Origin of the sequence: Nocardiopsis synnemataformans, from assembly GCF_965343085.1 — a bacterium.
GTDB lineage: Bacteria > Actinomycetota > Actinomycetes > Streptosporangiales > Streptosporangiaceae > Nocardiopsis > Nocardiopsis alborubida.
On record NZ_CBDRFA010000031.1, the window covers coordinates 1 to 15,627 of the forward strand.

Here is a 15,627-nt window from a genome sequence, read left to right on the forward strand (position 1 = left end):
TGTGGGGGACATGGCACGACTGCTCATCGTTCACCACACGGTCTCGCCCGCGACCCAGGAGCTGCTGGGCGCGGTCCTGGAGGGCGCCCGCGACGACGACGTCGAGGGGGTCGAGGTGCGGGCGGAGGCGGCGCTGTCGGCCACGGCCAGCGACCTGCTCGGCGCCGACGCCGTCGTCCTGGGGACCCCGGCCAACATCGGGTACATGTCGGGCGCCCTCAAAGTTTTTTTCGACACGGTCTTCTACCCCGCTCAGGGGGCGACCGAGGGGCTGCCCTACGCGCTGTACGTGCACGGGGACAGCGACACCTCCGGCGCGGTCCGGGCGGTCGAGTCGATCGCCAAGGGCATGGGGTGGCGGCGGCACCGCCCGCCGGTCACCGTGACGGGCCGACCGGGGGCACAGGACCGCGAGGCCTGTTGGGAGCTGGGCGCCGTCACCGCCCTCGCCGCCCTGGGCAAGGGGTGAGTCGTCCTCGGAACGTGGAACGGCCCCCGGTTCGGCCGGGGGCCATCTCGCGTAGGCCGGTCAGAACTGATCGCTGCCGACAGCCTGACCGATCGGGAACACATGCCGTGTCGCTGCGCAGATCGTCTCCAGCGCATGGATGGGCACGTCCTCGGTGGAGTGGCTGACACGAAGCACCCGCACCACCCATTCGCCGGGGATGTCGAGCAGGTCCGCCTCGTACGGTGTCGCCGGGCGCGCGGTCAGCGTCTCGGTGGCGTGTCCGAACCGGTGCCCGAGATCCTCGATGACGGCCTGGAGGGTCGGCAGAACGAACCCCTCACCGTCCAACCTGGTGTTCTCGCCGACGTCCACCCGGAAGTACGACGTACTGATGCGCACGGGCACCTCGTTGGCCCAGAACATCTTGCGTCGGGCGATGACCGGGTCCCCGGGTTCGAGGCGTAGTCCCAGGGCAACGTGTTCGTTCGCGGGTTCCTGTCCCACGAACAGCATCTTCCGCTCCGGAGTGAGCCCCTGCTGCTGTGCCTCGGTCAGGTAGAGCGACTTCGAACCGCGTGTGCTGGGAGGGGTCGGCAGCGCACGCTGGACGAGCACGCGCGGGCGTGGGTCGACGGGACCGGTGGGCGCCTTGTGCGCGGGTTCCTCCGCGCCCGCCTTCTTCATCTGGCTCACCCGGCCGGGCGACACTCCAAGGTGCCGGGCGATGTCCTCCTGGCGCATCCCGGACTGCTGGGCCTCGATGATGGCGCCGCGCCGAATCCGGGACAGCTCAACGCTCTGCCCCTGGAGACTCGTCATCGCGGCGGAGGCGGCGCGGGCTCTCTCCAGCGAGTCCGGCATGGCGGCGATGTCATGCAATGTCCGTGCGTCCAAGACGAATCCTCACTTCAGGTGCTCCATCACCGCAGACTTTAGCCCCCCTATTGCGTCGAGCGAAAGGTCGAGTTACTGTCATCACACGCGGAGGGTTTAGCCCCTATAAAGTCAGCGGTTCCGCGCTGACTCGTAGGTGGCGGAGCGTTTGGCGGTCACGGCTGCGCGGTGTCTCGTCCTGATGGCCCGCCGGGCTTCCCACCCGGTACCTTGCCCGAGGAGGCGCCCCGTGCGCTACCTGTGCGTCTGCGACATCTACGAGCTGCCGACCCTCCCGGACCTGCGCGCCTGGGCCGTCGCCCACCGGACCCGGGTGACCTACCTCGGCCCCACCCTGGAGGGGCACCCCCTGTACGGAGCCACCGAGGGACCGGTCACTCGTGTGGCTCGGGAACGCCGTCCGGATCCACACCCGCACCGACTCCTCTGGGTCTCCCCGCTGGAGCGTCCGGAGGTGGACCAGTGACCCCCGTGGGCCCCCTGCTCGACGACCTCATCCAGGGTCGGTGGGTGCTCACTCTGGAGGGCGACGAGGTCGTCGCGTACCGGCCGCCGGGCTGGACCGGGCCGGGCGACCCGCACGAGCGGATCGCCCGGCCCCTCACGCGAGGCCATGCGCGCCACGTTGACGCGTCGGCAGAAGGAGAAGGACTGATGGACGGCTACACGGCCTGGTCGTTGCCTTGGATCTGTTGGTGGGTCTGGTGCTGTCCGACCCACGGGTGGGTGGAGCGCCGCTCCCACGTCGACGTGCCGCCCCCGCGTCCGCCGCAGGACTGAGACCCCCGTGCGTCCGGCCCTTTCCTGCCGGGCGCACGGACGTCAACGCTCCCCGGTGCGGGATGGCGCGGGGCAGAGGAGGCGGGCGAACGGCCGAAGGGCCGGAAAAGGGCGGGAAAGTCTGGGTAAGGGGTTGGCTGGGACGGTGTCGGACGCGGCGTGGCGTTTTCGCCGACTTGGACCAGCAGGTCAGGATGGGCCCAGGTCGTCGGGAAACGCGGGGAAGCACAGGCCCCGCCCCGTCCGGCGCCGCAGATCTTCCGTCCGCACCTTCGCCCGCGACCGCCGTCCCCAGGACGGGAACGAACCCCCGACCAGCCCCTCCCCAGACACACCGCGTGGCCGCCCACTGGCCCAAGTCCTCAGGCCGCGCGGTGTTTCCTTGCCGAGGCGGCGCCGGTTCGCGGACCGGCGTCAGTAGCCCCGCCAGGCCCCCTGGTGGTAGCCGATGATCCTCGGGTGCATGAGGGTCGACTCCTCCACGTCGCCCTCGCGGCGGTCCTTGGGGAAGACCTGGGCGGCCTCCAGCAGAGCCGGGTCCAGGAAGTACAGCGGAGGCGCGTCCTCGGGGACGCGCAGCTCGGGCTCGGCTCCGGTGGTGGTGAGGTAGAAGCCCCAGTTGCCGAAGGAGGGCACGTCCACGTTGTAGGGGGTGGCGGCCAGGTCCGCCTCCTCCAGGGAGTCGCCCACGCTCCAGTAGGCCTCCGGGGCGAAGAAGGGCGAACCGGCCTGCACGACCATGCGGCCCTCCTCGGACAGGGCGTGGCGCAGGAGCGAGTAGAACTCGACCGAGTAGAGCTTGGCGGTGCCGACGTCGTCCCCGTCCGGCAGGTCGGCGATGATCACGTCGAACTCCTCGCGGTTCTCGCGCAGCCACTGGAAGGCGTCGGCGTTGACCACGTCCACGCGCGGGTCCTCGAAGGAGTGCCCGTTGAGGGTGCTGATCACCGGGTCGGTCGAGGCCAGTTCGACCACGGCCGGGTCCAGGTCCACGAGGGTGGCCGATGCCACGTCGTCGTAGGCGAGGATCTCGCGCAGGGCCAGGCCGTCGCCGCCGCCCAGGACCAGCACGTCCTCGTGGGGCCCCGCCATCGCGGGGTGCACCAGCGACTCGTGGTAGCGGTACTCGTCCAGGCTGGAGAACTGGAGGCTCCCGTTGAGGAACAGTCGCACGTCATCGCCGTCGAGGGACCTGGTGAGCACGATCTCCTGGTACTGGGAGCGCTCGGCGTGCACGATCGGGTCGCGGTACAGCGCCTGGCGCGCGTCCACCTCGAACTGGTCGGCGTAGACGTAGGCCAGGCCGAGCACCGAGATGATGAGCACCAGACCGAGGCTCAGACCCGCGTAGGCGCCCCGGGTCAACTCCGCGCGGAACAGCCACAGCACCACCGCCACGCCGACCACGGCGTTGAGCGCGCCCACCATCAGCGCGCCCTTGGGCAGGCCCAGCAGCGGCAGCAGCAGGAACGGGAAGGCCAGGCCGCCGATCAGGCCGCCCACGTAGTCGGCGGCGAACAGGTCGGCGACCGCGTCGGAGGCGTCCTGCCTGCGGATGCGCTGGATCAGCGTCATCAGCAGCGGGATCTCCATGCCGATGAGGGCGCCGATCACGAACGCCAGCACCACCAGGGCGGGCTGGTAGGCGGAGAACCAGGCGAAGGCCGCGTACAGCAGCAGCACCGACAGCCCGCCGACCAGCGAGAGCAGGCCCTCGATCACGGCGAAGGCCGCGGCGGGGTGCGCCTGGAAGCGCTTGGACAGCAGGGAGCCCACGCCCATCGCGAACACCATCACCGACAGCACCACCGACGCCTGGGTGATGCTGTTGCCCAGCAGGTAGCTGCCGATGGCGACCAACGCGAGCTCGTACACCAGACCGCAGGCGGCGCAGACGAACACCGCCAGCAACACGAGGAACCGGGCCGCCCTGGCGGATACCGGCAGTCGGAGCCGTGCGCGGACGGTGGTCTCAGTCAACGGAACTGCCTTCGTGTGGTGGTGCGGTGGTGCGGTTGCCCGGGGCAGGGGGCCGGTGGGGGGAAGGGGCGTCAGGTCAGGGCCGCGGCGATGACGACCGCGATCGCCACGTGCGCGGAGGCGCTCACCCAGGTGGCCGGGTGCGGCTCGTCGTTGCTGATCATCTGGGAGATCTTGGCGGGGACGAGGAGGTCGATCAGCACGAACGACAGCGCCATCACGCCCAGGCCGATCAGGCCGTAGACGGCGGTCGAGACCAGACCGGCGCCCAGGCCGATCTCGGACTCGCTGGAGAGGATCGCCGAGGTGACGACGATGGCCGACCCCAGCGTGTTCGCGGACACGAGCAGGACCGCGTTGCGGTTGCGGTTCTCCCAGATCAGCTCGTGCAGCTTGCCGGGGGTGAGGAGGTCGGTGAGCAGGTAGCCCAACACGAGGATGACGATGCCCACTCCGCCGTAGGCGAGGGCTCCGAGGGCGTTGAAGAGGATCTCGTTCATGGTCCTGTTCGCAGGTAGGGGATTTCGGTCGACGTGTTCGGAACGTGTGGGGGGAGACTACTTGCCGAAGCCGCCGCCTCCGCCGCGGTAGCTGCTGCCGCTACCGTCGCTGTAACTGTTGCTGCTGCCACTGCCGCCTCCGGTGCCCCCGCCGAAGAAGAAGAACCCTCCGCCGCCGGAGCTGCCGGAGGACCCGTCGCAGTCGTCGTCGTCATAGCCCTCGACCTGGACCACGTCGTCGTCGGGGCAGTAGTTGTTGCTGTTGTTGGAGCAGGCGCTGAGCAGGATCAGGACCAGCAGGATGACGCCGATGACGACGAACACCGTGATGATGACGTTCCTGTTGCCGTTGTTCGCGGGCTCCTCGTATGCCTTCATGGTGCGGTTCTCCCGGAAGTGGGGGGAAGGGTCACGGTCGAGGTGGTCGTCACCAGCTCGCCGCTCTGGGGGTAGGCGTGCCAGGTGCGCCAGTCGAGCGGTTCACCGGGGACCAGGTGCAGCGCGGTGACCGCCAGCGGATCGCCGGGGAAGGCGACGAGCAGGCCGCCGGGGGAGTCGGCCACCTCCCGGTGGATCCCCTCCACCCTGCGGGCCAGCTCGATGCGGGACAGGGATTCCACGCGCGAGCCGAAACGGTAGCCGCCCAGGTCGGGACGGTCGGCGCTGCCGGGCAGGCCGCCGGGGAGGCCGGGCAGGCAGGCCACCGTCTCCACCAGCGGTTCGTCGGCCACCAGCGCCTCGGGCGACGGCTCCGGCGTGACGACCACCTGGTGGGAGGCACCGAGCACCCGCAGCTCGACCCGGGCTCCCGGCACCCGGACGGTGCGGACGGCCAGGGGGTCGACCAGCGGGTGGTGCAGGGCCCAGACCAGGTCGTCGGCGCTGGTGTCGACGAAGGGGGCGCTGATGCTCGCGCGCACGTTCCGGTCAGCTCCCCGGGTAGATGGTGAAGGTGCCCGGGGCGACCTTGTCCCCCGTGCTGGCCTCCCAGCGCCCGTGGTCGAAGCGCTCGAAGGACAGCAGCCTGCCGTCGTCGGACTCGTAGTCGGCGTAGTCGAGGCCCCCGGAGGCCTTGAGCCCGGTGGTGCCCTCGGAGCGGTAGGAGCCGGTGCCCTTCTCCTGGAGCCGGTAGACGGTGCCCTCCAGCTCGATGCTCTTGCCCTGGGGGATGATGTCCAGGTCGGGACGGCCGGTCCACAGGGCCAGTTCCACGTCGGGGTCCTCCTCCACCGAGAGCCAGCGCTTGCCGCCCTCGACCTCCAGGAAGTGCTCCGACCAGGTGAAGCCGCCCTCGGACAGGCGCAGGGTGCCGCGGATCCAGGTCCGCTCGGTGCCCCAGTCGATCATGTCGCCCGCCTTGATGGCGCGCGGGTCGCCCGCGGTGCTGTTGTCCGTGTCGGCGAAGGGGTCCCGAGGCGGGGCGGGGGGCTCGGAGGCCGGTTTCGGTTTCTTGGCGCGCTGTGCGTAGACCAGGACGCCGATCACGACGGCGACGCCGACCAGGATGAGCAGCAGCAGGAGTTCGATGGCCAATGTTCCTCGTTTCGCGGTGGGGCATGGGGGAGCGAGGCCGTGTACGTCCCCTGCCTGCGTTCTTCCCCGGGGCCGGGCAATCCTACTGACGCTCTGACGCCGCGGGCGAGGGGTCGGTTCCACATGTGACCAGATCAGGACACGAAGGACAATCCGCCCGGGAACCTCTCACGGATGGTGATCGTTGACAACGGCCCCGTGTCCGGGAGCGCGCCGGGGACGCGCTCCCGGAACCGCTCCGGGGCGCCGGCGTCCCGCGTCCGGCGGCGCGGGCCGAAGCGTCCGGGCCCCGGAGGGTACGGGCTTTCAGGTCCGGGGGTCGCCTGTCTCCACAGGGAGGGCGTCGTCGCCTCCCCAGCGGCTCCACGAACCCGGGTACAGGCGGGCGCCGGAGTACCCGGCGTGCTCCAGGGCGAGCAGGTCGTGGCAGGCGGTGACCCCGGACCCGCAGTAGGCGGTGATGGTGTCGGCGGAGTCGGCGCCGAGGGCGGCGAAGCGTTCACGCAGGATTCCCGGGGCGGCCAGGAGTCCGTCATCGCCCAGGTTCCCCGTCCACTCGGCGCTGCGGGCGCCCGGCACGTGCCCCGGCCGGGCGTCGACGGGCGCGGGCCGCTCACCGGTGTAGCGGTCACGGGCGCGGGCGTCGACCAGCAGGTGCGCCGGATCACCCGTCTCGGCGCGGACGGTGTCGGTGTGCACGACGCGGTCGGCGGGCCAGGGCAGCGGGGTGCGGTGCGCCGGCCGGGGCACGACGTCGCCCTCCTCCAGCTCACCGGTCCACGCCTGGACGCCCCCGTCGAGGAAGGCCGCCGGGGTCCCCAGCACACGCAGCATCCACACCAGGCGGGCGGCCACGGAACCGCCGGCGTCGTCGTAGACCACCACGGAGGATTCGTCACCGATGCCGAGGCGGCCGAGCGCGTCGGCGAAGTCGGCCGCGGAGGGCAGCGGGTGGCGGCCGCCCTCGGGACCGGCCGGTGCGGCCAGGTCGGCGTCCAGGTCGGTGAAGACGGCGCCGGGCAGGTGTCCGGCGCGGTGGGCGTCGCGGCCGGAGCGCCCGTCGAGGTACCACCGGGAGTCGACGAGGACGATCTGGTCGCGGTGTTCGCGGAGCCAGTCGGCCGACACGGCCACCGGCAGGGTCAGGAGTTCGGACATGGGCACCACCCTAGGCGTTCCGTCCCGGCAGGTGGGAGGGCGTGTGCCCGGTGCCCGGTGCCCGGTGCCCGGTGCCCGGTGCCCGTTCCCGGACCGGGCCGGGGGAGGGCGGGCGTCGGGACGCGGACCGAGGAGGGGCCCGCAGGGCGCTGTTCAGGCGCCGGTGCCCTCGCGGTCCCGATCCATGCGGTGGACACGCAGGATCCACCACAGGCCCAGCACCGGCAGCACCAGCGGGATGAACAGGTACCCGGCGCCGAAGTTCGACCACACCGTGTCGTCGGGGAACACCCCCGGCAGGAGCAGGCTGACCGCGCCCACCGCCAGCACGCCGACCAGTTCGACGCTGCACGAGACCAGAGCGACCCTGCGCGAGGTCCGCCCGGCCCGGGCCAGGCCGACCGCCGCCACCAGGTAGACCACTCCGGCGAGCAGCGAGAGCCCGTAGGCCAGCGGCGCCTCGTCGAACCTCGTGGCCAGCTGGTAGCCCCCGCGCGCGGTCGCGGCGAGCGCGAACACCCCGTACACGGCGACGAGCAGCCGCCCGGGGCCGGTGCGCAGGGTTCTGTCGCGGGTCGCGGCGGACCCAGACGCGGCGGACTCAGACAACGGGGCTCCAGAGCTGTTCGAGGCGGACGAACAGGACGGGCAGGATCAGGCACGCGAAGGCGATCACCGCCGGGCCCCACCTGCTCCGCTCCATGAAGCCCCACACGGCGCACGCGGGCGGCAGCAGCGCGACCGTGGCCAGGTAGGACACGAACATGGCCATCTCCGCGGGCCGCTCGCCGCCGACCAGGGTGACGACGGTGGCGGCCACCTGTCCGAGCACGAGCAGCCACAGGACCGCCATGCCGACCAGGTGCGGGACCACCATGGGCTGGTCGCGGAAGGTCGAGACGAGGCACCACCCGGCCAACGCCAGTGACACCATCTGAATCGTCATGGTCAGCCAGTCGACCACGCCGCCTCCGCTCGTCGTCCCCATGCCATGTCAGCGGGCTTCTACGACACAGCGTAGTACGTCAGGGTCACCGCATGGCACCGTCCCCCCGTCGGCTGCCTCACCCGGGCCCCGCCCACCAGCGGGCACGTCCGGTTCCGGACAGCTCCGACATGGGGCTTACGAGACGGCGGCACACCCGCGTCGGATATGGTCCTCGAAGCCGCATGTGTTCCAGCCGGTACACGGCTCAGGCCCGCGGCACATTCCCTCAGGCATCGTGTACGAGACCGGAGCACCCCTTTGTCCTATCCCCAGTACCCTTCCGGCCCCCAGCAGCCGCCCCACGGTGACGGCACCGGCGGCTACCAGCCCTACGGCGGCCAGCCCGGCTACGGCGCTCCCGGCGGGGGCCAGCCCGGCTACGGTGACCCGTCCGGCGGTCAGCCGCCCTACGGAGGCCCGGGCGGACCGCCTCCCGGCCAGCCCCCCTACGGCGGCATGCCCCCCGGCCCTCCCGGGGACCCCTACGGCCCGCCGCCCGGCGCCCAGCCCCCGAAGAAGGGCATGTCCACCGGCGCCAAGGTCGGCCTCGGCATCGGCGGCGGCTGCCTCGGCCTGGTGGTCCTCGTGGTCGTCGTCATCGTGATCATCGCCGCGATGGCGGGCGGCGACGACAGCGCGTCGACCTCCACGTCCTCGGCACCCACCCAGCAGGAGAGCACACAGGAGCCGGAGAGCGGCGCGGCCGAGGAACCCGCCAACGAGCAGGGCGTCAGCCTGACGGCCACCGCCGCGGGCACCGCCGGCGACACCATCGACGACACCGTCTACACGGTGCTCGACGTCGAGCTCACCAACAACGGCGACGAACCGCTCGACATCAACCCGCTGTACTTCACGACGGTGCTCTCCGACGGAACCGAGCGCACCGACTGGGCCGACGCGATCTTCGCCGACATCCAGCACATCGAGGTCGGCACCCTCGCGCCCGGCTCCTCCGTCTCGGGGCAGATCGCCGTGGTCGGCGAGGTCGTGGTGACCGAGGTCCGCTACGACCCGAGTTTCGGTATGGAGGACCCGATCGTCACGACGGTCCAGTAGTCCACGCACGCACCACGAAGCCCCGGCCGCGCACCCCGCGGCCGGGGCTTCGCGCTGGGTTCCCGGCGTTCACAGGTGTTCGGTGGTCTCCGTCGGTGCCCGGTCGGGTCTCCCGCGGTGTCCGTCCAGGTGCGGCAACGGAGCGGCCGGATCCGGCGGAAACCGCTTTTTACCGCAAAAGGGATCCTTTTCGCGGCTGGCTCGGATATCGTCGGCGCACGCGCGCGTCCCCGCCCGCACGTACCCGTCCAGCGCGGTTCCCGCTCCGCCGCTCCCCGCGCATCCCCCGGAGCCTCGCCATGTCCCCGCCCCCGCGTCCCCCCGCCACCGTGTCCACCGGCGGCAAGATCGGCCTCGGATGCCTGGGGTGCTTCGGCGCCCTGGTCCTCACCGCGCTCATCGGCTCCTGCGCCAGCGCGCTGGCCGGAGGCGGCTCCGACCAGGCGGGGCCGCCGCCCCCGGCCGCCACGGTGACCGCGACCGTGTCCGAGACGGTGGAGCCGACCGCCACCGCGACCGAGGAGGTCGAGGTGGAGGTGACGGTCACCGCCACGGAGACCGTCACGGAGACGGTGACCGAACGCCCGGACAGCGGCGGCAGCGGCGGGGGAGGGGGCGGCGGCGACACCGGTGGCGGCGCCCCGGCCTACTACGAGAACTGCGACGCGGCGCGTGCCGCGGGTGCGGCGCCCGTACGCCGCGGCGACCCGGGCTACGGCTCCCACCTGGACCGCGACGGCGACGGCGTCGCCTGCGAATGACAGGAGTTCGGCCCGGGGCCGGTTCTGGGGGAGCGTCGGACCGGGTCGGAGCGCGGAGCGCTCCGACCCGTCGGTGCTCTCCCTACGCCGGGGACGCCTCCTCCGCGGGGGCCTCCGCCTTCGTGGCGCCCCCCGCCAGCGCGCGCTTGATGACGGCGGCCTCCACCTGGTCGACGGCGTGGGCGGTCATCTTGTCGCCGTACCCGGGCAGGGCGCGGCTGCCGACGTACTCGCGGGTCAGTCGCACGGCCTCGGCGGTGGCCTCCCCGTAGTCGCCGTCGACCCCGCCCGCGCCCAGGGCGTCGCCGAAGCCCGCCCGGGTGACCTTGAGTTGGAGGAGCTTGACCGCGTCCCCCGTACTGCCGACCGCGAGTCCGAGCATGTCGTGTACCTCCGTCATCTCCCCGGGGGGTTTTTCGAACGTGCCGTCGCGGACGAGGGCATAGGCCTTGTCGCCTGGGCACGAGGTGGAGACGAAGTCGCGGTGCCCGAGCACCGTTCCGGCGATCGACGTCTCCGGTTCCATCAGCCACTGGCGGAGCGCGCGCACCGCGTTGATCTGTTCCGGGGTGATGGTGTCGTCGGGTCCGGTGGCCAGGGTCACTGAGTAGTGGGAGGTGTTGCCGCCCGGCTGCGCGGCCTGGGTCTTGTACAGCCCCCGGCCCTCGATGACGTAGCCGTGCGCACAACACATAAAAGAATATCCGATACAAGTCCAGCCCCGGGAAGGCCCGGTGTGGAATGACCGGGTCCGCTTCCAGTAGGCGATGCATTCGCTGTGCGGCTTGCTGGCCAGGTTCTGGTTCGCGGAGTCGTAGTGGATGACGAGGCCGGACCTGGGATTCGCGCGTGTTGCCTGGCAGGCGGGCCATCCGAGGCCTGAGCGTGAGACGTACTTATCGGGCTTGGGCAATGTTATTCCCGTTTATCATGGTCGCTTCAGTTGTGGTGGTTTCGGTAGGCTCCGTTTTTAGGGGGGATTGGGGGGTTTTCTTTTTTCTGATCCGGTCGATGAATTCGAGTGGCATGGAATCGTACTTCGAGAGGTTGCAGTCTGCGTATGCCTGGACCAGGTTCCACCAGTGGTCCGTGCCTCCTAGGCTGACCGGTACGTAGTGATCGACGTGGAAGCGTTCGGCGCCCGCCGTTCCGCAGTGGAAGCAGGGGTCTTCCGATATGATCGCGCGGTAGAGTTGGGACAGGCGTACGTCCTCGGGAGTCATCTTCGCCCTGGAACGCTTCCGCCTCACCCGCTCGGCTTGTCTCGCGGCCTTATAGAGCGGGTCTGAGGCGTATCTCGCTCTTCTCCTCTCTCGTATGGACTCGGATCTCTCGTATGGACTCGGAGAGTTGCAGGCGCGAGTTCCGCTTGATCTCGGCTGACCTCTCCGGGTTCTTCAGGGCCCATGACCTTGCTGCTTCGTCCCTTTTTTTCTTGTGCTTCTGGTAGTCCGCAGCCTTGAGCTGAGCCACATGTTCAGATTTTTCTGATCTCCTCTTCTTGTGGTAGGCGCGAACGCATTCCTTGCATCGGGACACGTGTCCGTCGGAGTTTCTCTTGGACCGGTGGTACTGTCCGAGTTCCTTCGTCTGTCCGCAGTCCTCACACTCCTTGGACTTGCCGTCCAGCGAACGCCTGAGCTTGGTGCTCTTGCTTCGCAAGGTTGTCGGGGGACGTGAATGTTCAGCGGTGCACGACGTGCACTTGTCGCGGTGATCGTCTCCCGCCGGATGTCGGTGGAAGTCCTCGGGGGGATTCGCTGCTCCGCAGGCGCCACAGGTCCTGGGGTTCGGTAGCTCACGTTCCGGTATGTCGAAGGAGGGCTCGGACCGAGAGACGTATCTGCTCGGTCGAGGCATGACCCCATTGTGTCAAGCCGACACTCCGAAGGGTAGGGGGATGGTCACTTTGTGTAGAAAATTCCTTGTTGTCGGCCACCCGGTGTGGCGGAGTCCCCGTACCCGGAGCCCTCTGCGGCACGATGGTGGCCGACCCGAACCTGGGAGGTAACCCGTGCGTTCCGCACACACCGCCGACACCGTCCGCGAGGCCGAGCTCGCGCTCATGGCGCGACTTCCCGACGGGGCCCTGATGCGCAGGGCGGCGACCGGTCTCGCCGCCGAGTGCGCGCGGCTCCTGCCCCGCGTGTACGGGGCGCGGGTCGTCCTCATGGTCGGCGGTGGCGACAACGGCGGTGACGCGCTGTACGCGGGCGCCGCGCTGGCTGCCCGGGGCGCGGCCGTGCGCGCCCTGGTCGCCGGGCGGCGCGTCCACGAGGGCGGGATCGCCGCCCTGCGGTCGGCGGGCGGGCGGGTCCGCTGGTTCACCGACGCCCTGGCCGACGAGAGCGACCTGTTCGACGCCGACCTCGTCGTGGACGGGCTCGTGGGCATCGGCGGCAGCGGGGGCCTGCGCAGGCCGCACTCCACCCTGGCCCTGCTCGCCGCCAACGCGCCCGCCCCCGTGGTCGCCGTGGACCTGCCCAGCGGGGTGGACGCCGACACCGGCGAGGTGGCCGGGCACGCCGTCCGCGCCGACGTCACGGTCACCTTCGGTACCCACAAGCCGGGCCTGTTCGTCGATCCGGGCGCCGAACGCGCGGGCCGGGTCCACCTCGTGGACATCGGGCTGTCCCCCGAGCTGCCCGGCTCCGAGCTGATCTGTCCACAGGCTGTGGACATCGCCTCGCTCCTACCGGTCGCCGGAACGGAGTCGGACAAGTACCGGCGGGGCGTCCTCGCCGTTCGCGCGGGCTCCGACCGCTACCGGGGCGCCGCCGTCCTGTGCGTGGGCGGAGCGCTGCGCACCGGGGTCGGCATGGTGCGCTACGGGGGCGGCCCGGCCGTGGTCGACCAGGTGCTCGCCCGCTGGCCGGAGACCGTCGCCAGCCCCCTCGACCCGCAGAACAGCACCGACCTGTCGCCCGGACGGGTGTCCGCCCTCGTCGTCGGCTCCGGCAGGGGGACGCACCCGGCCAACGCCGACGAGCTCCGCGCGGTCCTGGACAGCGACGTCCCGGTGCTGGTGGACGCGGACGGGCTCACCCTGCTCACCGGGGACTGGGGCGAACCGCTGTGCGAGCTGCTCCGGGAGCGGGAGGCGCACACGCTGCTGACGCCGCACGCCGGGGAGCTGGCCCGGATGCTGGGCACCGAGCGGGAGGACGTCGAGGCGCGCCGTCTGGAGCACGCGGCCCGTGCCCGCGACCGCTTCGGGTGCACGGTCCTGCTCAAGGGGTCGACCACGGTGATCGCGCATCCGGGCGCTCCGGTGGTCGTCAACCCGACCGGAACGCCGCTGCTGGCCACGGCGGGGACAGGAGACGTGCTGTCGGGGGCGGTCGGCGCGCTCCTGGCCGCCGGACTGCCCGCCAGGGAGGCGGCGATGTGCGGTGCCTACCTGCACGGACGCGCCGCCTCGCTGGCCCGGGACGGCGCACCGATCAGCGCGTCCGACCTGCTGGAGGCGCTGCCGCTCGCGGTCGCGGAGGTCCGCCGGGCGGTCTGAGGCGGAGCCGGGGCCTGAGGCGTAGCCGGGGCGGGACCAGGGTGGGACCAGGGCGGGATCGGGTGGGCCGCCCGCCCCGCGGGGGCACCCTCCCCGGGGAGTGACGCGGTCGCTCCCTCACGGGTCCGCTCCGGCGCGGTTTCCGTGCGGGGCGGGGAGGAGGGGTGCCGGATCCCCGTGGGATGCTGGGGTCCCCTCCCCCCGGACAGACGGGCATCCCCCATGTTCCCCGCCTCCGCGCACCCGGCCGGTGCCGCGTGATCGCCGCAGCGGTCCTCCTCACGCTGTTCCTTGTCGGAACCCCGGTCGCGTTGTACGCGGAGACGCGCCGCATCGCCGCCCACCGCCGTGGCGGTTGGACGAGCGGGCGTGCGGGGCTGTGGCGCGCCGCCGTCTGGTTCGCCCGTTATCCCCGTTCGTACGCGCGGTTGTGGTGGGGACTCCTCGCCGGTGCGTGCGTCATCTTTTACGCGCCCGAGGGCTCTCCCGCTTCCGGGGCGGCGGGGCTCGTCTTCCTGGGCGTGTGGGGGACTCCCCCGGGCCCGTTCGACGGTTTGCTGCTCCGCTACTGGACCGGCCGGGAACCCCGTGCTCGGTCCGGCCCTGGGACCGTTGTCCCCGCCACCCTGTATCGCCGCCGGGTCCGGTTTTCGGGCGTCGCCGCGGTGCTGGTGATGGCGGTGCTGTCAGCGGTGCTCGTGCTCGGAGCGGGGGACGGGGACTGGTACGCGGTGGTGGCGGTCCTGCTCCTGCCGGTCCTCGGACTGGTGGTCTGGCAGCGGACCGTCTATCCGGAGGTCCGCCTGTCCGGGACGCGCCTGCTCCTGAAGCGGTACGCCGTCTGGGTCTCCATACCCGTGGAGTGGGTCGCGCGGGTCGACGCCGGGAACGGGGTCACCGTCCACTTCAACGACGGAAGGGCGTTCTGTTCGAGGGCCTGGGGGAGTACCCCGGCTCGGGACGAGGAGGCGGCCCAGCGGATCACCCGGTTCGTCCAGGAGGCGCGGGAGGGGATGCCTCCGTCCGCCGACCGACCCCTGGGGTGGGGCCGGGACCTGGTGGCGGGCCCGTTCTTGGTATGGCTCGGGCTCGTGATCGCCTGGCTTCCCAGTCCCATCTGACCCGTCCGCCGCTCAGCACGTGGACGGCGCCGATGCCGCGCCGCACGGCCCCAGTCCTCAGACAGGCCCTAGACGGGGACCACGTGGACACCCTCGGTGCCGATCGCCCGGAGGTAGGCGCCGATGTCGTCGGGGTCACTGCTGAACACCACGGCCTCGCCGTGCCGTGCCGCGGTCCACGCGACCATGGCGTCCACCGCATCCGGCCGTTTCTTCGGAGGCAGGTCCGCACTACCCAGGAGCACGCCGATACGCCGCCAGTCAGTGGTGTCGGGCGCCGTGGAACACATGATGCAGGTGACCTGGCCGACGCGGGTCGGGCGCAGTGCGGGGGCCGAGGACCTGGCCTGGGGAACGGTGCACTCCTTGAGCACGCGCCCCAGGGCGTGCACGGTGGCCGGGTCCGACCTCCAGGCCTGCGCCAGGACCGGGCCGGGGACGATGGGGCGGTGCGGAGTCCTCCCGAGCCCCCTGTGCAGCTGTGCCGCCTTGGCCTTGCCCGAGGCCAGGGCGATGAGCATGCCGGTGTCGTACACCGGCACCATGACGGTCACGCGACCTGCCCCCGGTTCGCGTCCGTCTCGTCCCCGTAGACCAGGCGCAGGGCGTCGGCGACCTCCTGGCTCTCTCCCTCGGAGAGTTCGGTGGCGTCGTCGACCGGGGTGTAGCCGGTGGCCCTGGCCTCCGCTTCGGCGATGACGGTGTCGATGCCGGAGAAAATCTCCTCGGCGGCTTCGAGTTCGGCCATCTGGCGGGTGGCGGCGTTCACCATGTACGAGGAGAGGTCCATCCCCGCCCGTTCCGCGTGGCTTCTGATGCGCTCCGCGTGTTCGGGGTCGAGGCTGATGCTGATGCGTACCTTGCCCATGCACCCAAGGGTAATACGCGTATTAC

The 15,627-nt window shown here is 71.2% G+C and carries 20 protein-coding genes; 7 read left to right on the forward strand and 13 right to left on the reverse strand.

The features are described 5' to 3' along the window. Positions 1 to 10 precede the first annotated feature (10 nt). Positions 11 to 469: a flavodoxin family protein gene (locus ACSIH6_RS18650; protein WP_435109632.1), complete on the forward strand. Its 459-nt coding sequence runs from the start codon at positions 11 to 13 to the stop codon at positions 467 to 469. A 60-nt stretch (positions 470 to 529) separates the two neighbouring features. Here ACSIH6_RS18650 and ACSIH6_RS18655 read toward each other — a convergent pair whose 3' ends face one another. Beyond that, positions 530 to 1,345 (reverse strand): GntR family transcriptional regulator, encoded by an 816-nt coding sequence (locus tag ACSIH6_RS18655; protein ID WP_435109577.1) that lies wholly within the window; start codon positions 1,343 to 1,345, stop codon positions 530 to 532. A gap of 229 nt (positions 1,346 to 1,574) precedes the next feature. Between ACSIH6_RS18655 and ACSIH6_RS18660 the strand changes: the two genes are divergently transcribed. Both ACSIH6_RS18660 and ACSIH6_RS18665 read left to right on the forward strand, forming a co-directional pair. After that, a complete protein-coding gene (locus ACSIH6_RS18660; RefSeq protein ID WP_435109578.1) occupies positions 1,575 to 1,811 on the forward strand; it encodes a hypothetical protein in 237 nt (78 codons plus the stop codon). Next, positions 1,808 to 2,125, forward strand: a complete 318-nt coding sequence (locus ACSIH6_RS18665) for a hypothetical protein (RefSeq protein ID WP_435109579.1) — start codon at positions 1,808 to 1,810, stop codon at positions 2,123 to 2,125. The genes ACSIH6_RS18660 and ACSIH6_RS18665 overlap by 4 nt, the downstream gene beginning before the upstream one ends. 414 nt (positions 2,126 to 2,539) lie before the next feature. Here ACSIH6_RS18665 and ACSIH6_RS18670 read toward each other — a convergent pair whose 3' ends face one another. The 8 genes from ACSIH6_RS18670 to ACSIH6_RS18705 form a co-directional block, all read right to left on the reverse strand. Beyond that, on the reverse strand, positions 2,540 to 4,105 hold the full coding sequence (locus ACSIH6_RS18670) for a polyamine aminopropyltransferase (RefSeq protein WP_435109580.1): 1,566 nt from the start codon (positions 4,103 to 4,105) through the stop codon (positions 2,540 to 2,542). Between the two features lie 71 nt (positions 4,106 to 4,176). Next, positions 4,177 to 4,605 carry a DUF350 domain-containing protein gene (locus ACSIH6_RS18675; RefSeq protein WP_435109581.1) on the reverse strand — a complete coding sequence of 143 codons (429 nt, stop codon included), beginning with the start codon at positions 4,603 to 4,605 and terminating at the stop codon, positions 4,177 to 4,179. A 57-nt stretch (positions 4,606 to 4,662) separates the two neighbouring features. After that, positions 4,663 to 4,983 (reverse strand): hypothetical protein, encoded by a 321-nt coding sequence (locus ACSIH6_RS18680; RefSeq protein WP_435109582.1) that lies wholly within the window; start codon positions 4,981 to 4,983, stop codon positions 4,663 to 4,665. Then, a complete protein-coding gene (locus tag ACSIH6_RS18685) occupies positions 4,980 to 5,525 on the reverse strand; it encodes a DUF2617 family protein (RefSeq protein ID WP_435109583.1) in 546 nt (181 codons plus the stop codon). The genes ACSIH6_RS18680 and ACSIH6_RS18685 overlap by 4 nt, the downstream gene beginning before the upstream one ends. Before the next feature lie 7 nt (positions 5,526 to 5,532). Beyond that, positions 5,533 to 6,138, reverse strand: a complete 606-nt coding sequence (locus ACSIH6_RS18690) for a DUF4178 domain-containing protein (RefSeq protein ID WP_435109584.1) — start codon at positions 6,136 to 6,138, stop codon at positions 5,533 to 5,535. Between the two features lie 306 nt (positions 6,139 to 6,444). Next, on the reverse strand, positions 6,445 to 7,296 hold the full coding sequence (locus tag ACSIH6_RS18695; protein ID WP_435109585.1) for a sulfurtransferase: 852 nt from the start codon (positions 7,294 to 7,296) through the stop codon (positions 6,445 to 6,447). A 153-nt stretch (positions 7,297 to 7,449) separates the two neighbouring features. Next, positions 7,450 to 7,905 (reverse strand): hypothetical protein, encoded by a 456-nt coding sequence (locus ACSIH6_RS18700; protein ID WP_435109586.1) that lies wholly within the window; start codon positions 7,903 to 7,905, stop codon positions 7,450 to 7,452. Next, positions 7,898 to 8,260, reverse strand: a complete 363-nt coding sequence (locus tag ACSIH6_RS18705; RefSeq protein ID WP_150249893.1) for a cyclin family protein — start codon at positions 8,258 to 8,260, stop codon at positions 7,898 to 7,900. The genes ACSIH6_RS18700 and ACSIH6_RS18705 overlap by 8 nt, the downstream gene beginning before the upstream one ends. A gap of 282 nt (positions 8,261 to 8,542) precedes the next feature. Between ACSIH6_RS18705 and ACSIH6_RS18710 the strand changes: the two genes are divergently transcribed. Together ACSIH6_RS18710 and ACSIH6_RS18715 are read left to right on the forward strand one after the other, a co-directional pair. Next, the gene (locus ACSIH6_RS18710; RefSeq protein ID WP_435109587.1) at positions 8,543 to 9,343 is read left to right on the forward strand and encodes a DUF4352 domain-containing protein; all 801 of its coding nucleotides are present in this window, start codon (positions 8,543 to 8,545) and stop codon (positions 9,341 to 9,343) included. 299 nt (positions 9,344 to 9,642) lie between these two features. Beyond that, on the forward strand, positions 9,643 to 10,104 hold the full coding sequence (locus ACSIH6_RS18715) for an excalibur calcium-binding domain-containing protein (protein WP_435109588.1): 462 nt from the start codon (positions 9,643 to 9,645) through the stop codon (positions 10,102 to 10,104). Positions 10,105 to 10,186: 82 nt separating this feature from the next. Here the strand turns inward: ACSIH6_RS18715 and ACSIH6_RS18720 are convergent, their stop codons facing one another. Together ACSIH6_RS18720 and ACSIH6_RS18725 are read right to left on the reverse strand one after the other, a co-directional pair. After that, entirely contained in the window at positions 10,187 to 11,017 is an 831-nt protein-coding gene (locus ACSIH6_RS18720) for a peptidoglycan recognition protein family protein (protein ID WP_435109589.1), read from the reverse strand. Beyond that, positions 11,001 to 11,327 carry an HNH endonuclease gene (locus ACSIH6_RS18725; protein ID WP_435109590.1) on the reverse strand — a complete coding sequence of 109 codons (327 nt, stop codon included), beginning with the start codon at positions 11,325 to 11,327 and terminating at the stop codon, positions 11,001 to 11,003. The genes ACSIH6_RS18720 and ACSIH6_RS18725 overlap by 17 nt, the downstream gene beginning before the upstream one ends. A gap of 791 nt (positions 11,328 to 12,118) precedes the next feature. On the opposite strand from ACSIH6_RS18725, the gene ACSIH6_RS18730 reads away from it, so the two are divergent. Then, positions 12,119 to 13,612, forward strand: a complete 1,494-nt coding sequence (locus tag ACSIH6_RS18730) for an NAD(P)H-hydrate dehydratase (RefSeq protein ID WP_435109591.1) — start codon at positions 12,119 to 12,121, stop codon at positions 13,610 to 13,612. Between the two features lie 257 nt (positions 13,613 to 13,869). After that, positions 13,870 to 14,733, forward strand: coding sequence for a hypothetical protein (locus ACSIH6_RS18735; RefSeq protein WP_435109592.1), 864 nt, complete (start codon positions 13,870 to 13,872; stop codon positions 14,731 to 14,733). Between the two features lie 68 nt (positions 14,734 to 14,801). Here ACSIH6_RS18735 and ACSIH6_RS18740 read toward each other — a convergent pair whose 3' ends face one another. Further along, positions 14,802 to 15,287 carry a hypothetical protein gene (locus tag ACSIH6_RS18740; protein WP_435109593.1) on the reverse strand — a complete coding sequence of 162 codons (486 nt, stop codon included), beginning with the start codon at positions 15,285 to 15,287 and terminating at the stop codon, positions 14,802 to 14,804. After that, a complete protein-coding gene (locus ACSIH6_RS18745) occupies positions 15,284 to 15,601 on the reverse strand; it encodes a hypothetical protein (RefSeq protein WP_435109594.1) in 318 nt (105 codons plus the stop codon). Before ACSIH6_RS18745 ends, ACSIH6_RS18740 begins: the two co-directional genes overlap by 4 nt. Positions 15,602 to 15,627 lie beyond the last annotated feature (26 nt).

Bases quoted from the DNA above. Each gene is read 5' to 3' on its own strand.
- ACSIH6_RS18680 (WP_435109582.1), bottom strand. From the start codon at position 4,983: ATGAAGGCATACGAGGAGCCCGCGAACAACGGCAACAGGAACGTCATC.
- ACSIH6_RS18695 (WP_435109585.1), bottom strand. From the start codon at position 7,296: ATGTCCGAACTCCTGACCCTGCCGGTGGCCGTGTCGGCCGACTGGCTC.
- ACSIH6_RS18650 (WP_435109632.1), top strand. From the start codon at position 11: ATGGCACGACTGCTCATCGTTCACCACACGGTCTCGCCCGCGACCCAG.
- ACSIH6_RS18745 (WP_435109594.1), bottom strand. From the start codon at position 15,601: ATGGGCAAGGTACGCATCAGCATCAGCCTCGACCCCGAACACGCGGAG.
- ACSIH6_RS18725 (WP_435109590.1), bottom strand. From the start codon at position 11,327: ATGACTCCCGAGGACGTACGCCTGTCCCAACTCTACCGCGCGATCATA.
- ACSIH6_RS18715 (WP_435109588.1), top strand. From the start codon at position 9,643: ATGTCCCCGCCCCCGCGTCCCCCCGCCACCGTGTCCACCGGCGGCAAG.
- ACSIH6_RS18675 (WP_435109581.1), bottom strand. From the start codon at position 4,605: ATGAACGAGATCCTCTTCAACGCCCTCGGAGCCCTCGCCTACGGCGGA.